The following is a 2172-nucleotide window of genomic DNA, read 5'->3' as shown; positions in this document are numbered from 1 at the left end:
CCGGCGGGCACCGGGGCGCTGGCCGCCTGGGGCGCCGGCGGGCTGTTCCGCCCCGCCGTTCCGGTGGCCGACACCCCGGCGAACGGCCTGTGCGGCGCCGTCCGCCGCCTGCCGCTGGAAGCGGCGCTGGCCGCCCTGCTGGTGCTGGGCGCGGTGCTGACCGTGATCGCGGAAGGGGTGGTGCCGCTGGAGTCGCTGATCTACGGGCAGCTTCCCTTCCTGGAGGCCCTGCACGAGGTGGTGTGGACCAGCCCGAACTGGGAAGCGCTGTGCTGGGCCGGGCTCCAGCTTCTTCTGGCGGTGCCCTACGCCGCCGCCGTCCTGGCCGCCCGTTGCGGCGAAACGGCCCGCGCCGCCCACCGGTGGGCCGGCGTCGCCGGGGAGTGATGGTTTCCCCCTCTCCCGCCCGTGGCGGCGGGGGAGGGGGCCGCACCCGTCTCAGGCGACCTTCTCGCCCTTCCGGCTGTTCTGATGCTTGGCGGTCCAGCGCTTCGGGTCCTGCAGGAAGGCGTGGATCTCGCCCTGGGCCTGCCCGTCCAGGTAATGGCCGCGGTTCACCACCTCCAGCACGTCCCACCAGGTCGCCAGCGCGTGCATGGTGATGCCCAGCGGCGCCAGATGCTCCTGGATCTCGTCGAAGATCCCGTACTGGAACAGAACGAACAGGTCGCGCACGTCGCAGCCCGCCTCCTTCAGCGGCTGGGCGAAGCGGGCCTTGCGGTGGCCGTCGGCGGCGATCTGCTCGACCAGAAGCACGCGCCAGCCGGCCTCGACCCGCCCTTCGATCCGGTGCTTGTACTCCTGCTGCCCTTCCGGCGCCTCCTTGCGCACGAAGACGAAGGGAAGCTCCAGCCGGTCGGCGATCAGCGCGGCCCAGGGCACGCCGGCCCCCTCGCCGGCGGCGATGGCGTCCAACTCGCCGGCGCCGATCTCCTGCTCGATCATCCGCAGGGCGAAATCGAGCACCTCGCTGCGCACCGCGGGGTAGGAGAGCAGCCGCCGCCCCTCCAGATGGACCGGGCTGACCAGCCCCGATCCGTGCCGGCACAGATGGTCCGGGTCGTACCGGACGCAGCCGGTCTCGATCAGGTGGCGGGCCACGGCGATGGCCCCTTCGCGCAGTTCGATGTCCCAAGCGTCCGGTATCATGGCCTGCCCCCGTCGTTTCTGCGTTGTTGTCAGCCTCATGCCTTTCCTTGATTGATCCTCCGTTCGGGGCGGGCCGCAACCCCTCCACACGCGCCTGGGCGGACGCTTTGGCGGTAGCCGGAACGGGGCAGGACAAAGCGCCGCAGCCTCGCCCAGTCTGCATTCGGCACCGGCGATGCGTGGGGATGGTTGACAGGACCCACGCCGCACGCTGAAAAATAGAGTCGAATTGTGGCCATGCAGCTTGGCACGGCGGGGCGGGGAGCGACGGCGATGCCGGACATCCAGGGCGGGAGCCAGGTCAGTGGCCAAGACGACGACGACCTGCTGTTCGCCGACGAGGACGCGCCGGACCCGTCGTCCGCAAAATCCGGCCCCGCCGCGGCGCCGTGGAAGCTGCTGATCGTCGACGACGATCCGGAGGTGCACGCGATCACCCGCGTGGTGTTGAACGACGTCAGCTTCGACGGGCGCCGCCTGCATTTCCTGTCCGCCCATTCCGGGCGCGAGGCGCGGGAGATCCTGGGCGGCCATTCCGACATCGCCGCCGTTCTGCTGGACGTGGTGATGGAAACGGACGACGCCGGCCTGCGGCTGGTCCACCACATCCGGGAGGTGCTGGGCAACCGGCAGATCCGCATCATCCTGCGCACCGGCCAGCCCGGACAGGCGCCGGAACGGCAGGTGATCGTCAGCTACGACATCAACGACTACAAGGCCAAGAGCGAGCTGACCGCGCAGAAGCTGTTCACCACCACGGTGGCCGCCCTGCGCTCCTACCAGCACATCGACGCGATCGAGCGGAACCGGCTGGGGCTGGAAAAGATCGTGGACGCCGCGGGCATGCTGTTCGAGCAGCGCTCCATGACCCGCTTCGCCGCCGGTGTGGTGCAGCGGATCGGCGCGCTGCTGCCGCGGGCGGCGGGCGCCCTCCTGTGCGCCGTTCCGCCCGGCCCGCCCGAGGGCGCGAACGGCCGCGAGGCGGAGGTGCTGTGCGGAACCGGCGGCTTCGCCACCGCCGCC

Annotated in this window: 2 protein-coding genes and 1 pseudogene; 2 read left to right on the top strand and 1 reads right to left on the bottom strand. The window is 71.1% G+C overall.

Features of this window, described 5'->3' with window-relative positions; all coding sequences use genetic code 11:
* Window positions 1-387 (top strand): annotated as a pseudogene (locus QSG27_RS28665) (glycosyl hydrolase family 17 protein); the annotation flags it as partial.
* Window positions 388-438: 51 nt separating this feature from the next.
* On the opposite strand, the gene QSG27_RS28660 reads toward QSG27_RS28665, so the two are convergent.
* Window positions 439-1149: an orotate phosphoribosyltransferase gene (locus tag QSG27_RS28660; protein WP_306712228.1), complete on the bottom strand. Its 711-nt coding sequence runs from the start codon at window positions 1147-1149 to the stop codon at window positions 439-441.
* Window positions 1150-1386: 237 nt separating this feature from the next.
* Between QSG27_RS28660 and QSG27_RS28655 the strand changes: the two genes are divergently transcribed.
* Window positions 1387-2172: DUF3369 domain-containing protein (locus QSG27_RS28655; protein ID WP_306712226.1), on the top strand; the 786-nt coding region annotated here is incomplete at its 3' end.

Source organism: Azospirillum isscasi, from assembly GCF_030849505.1.
GTDB lineage: Bacteria > Pseudomonadota > Alphaproteobacteria > Azospirillales > Azospirillaceae > Azospirillum > Azospirillum isscasi.
The sequence above is the reverse complement of the archived record's forward strand: the minus strand, read 5'-3'. Positions and strand labels throughout refer to the sequence as shown.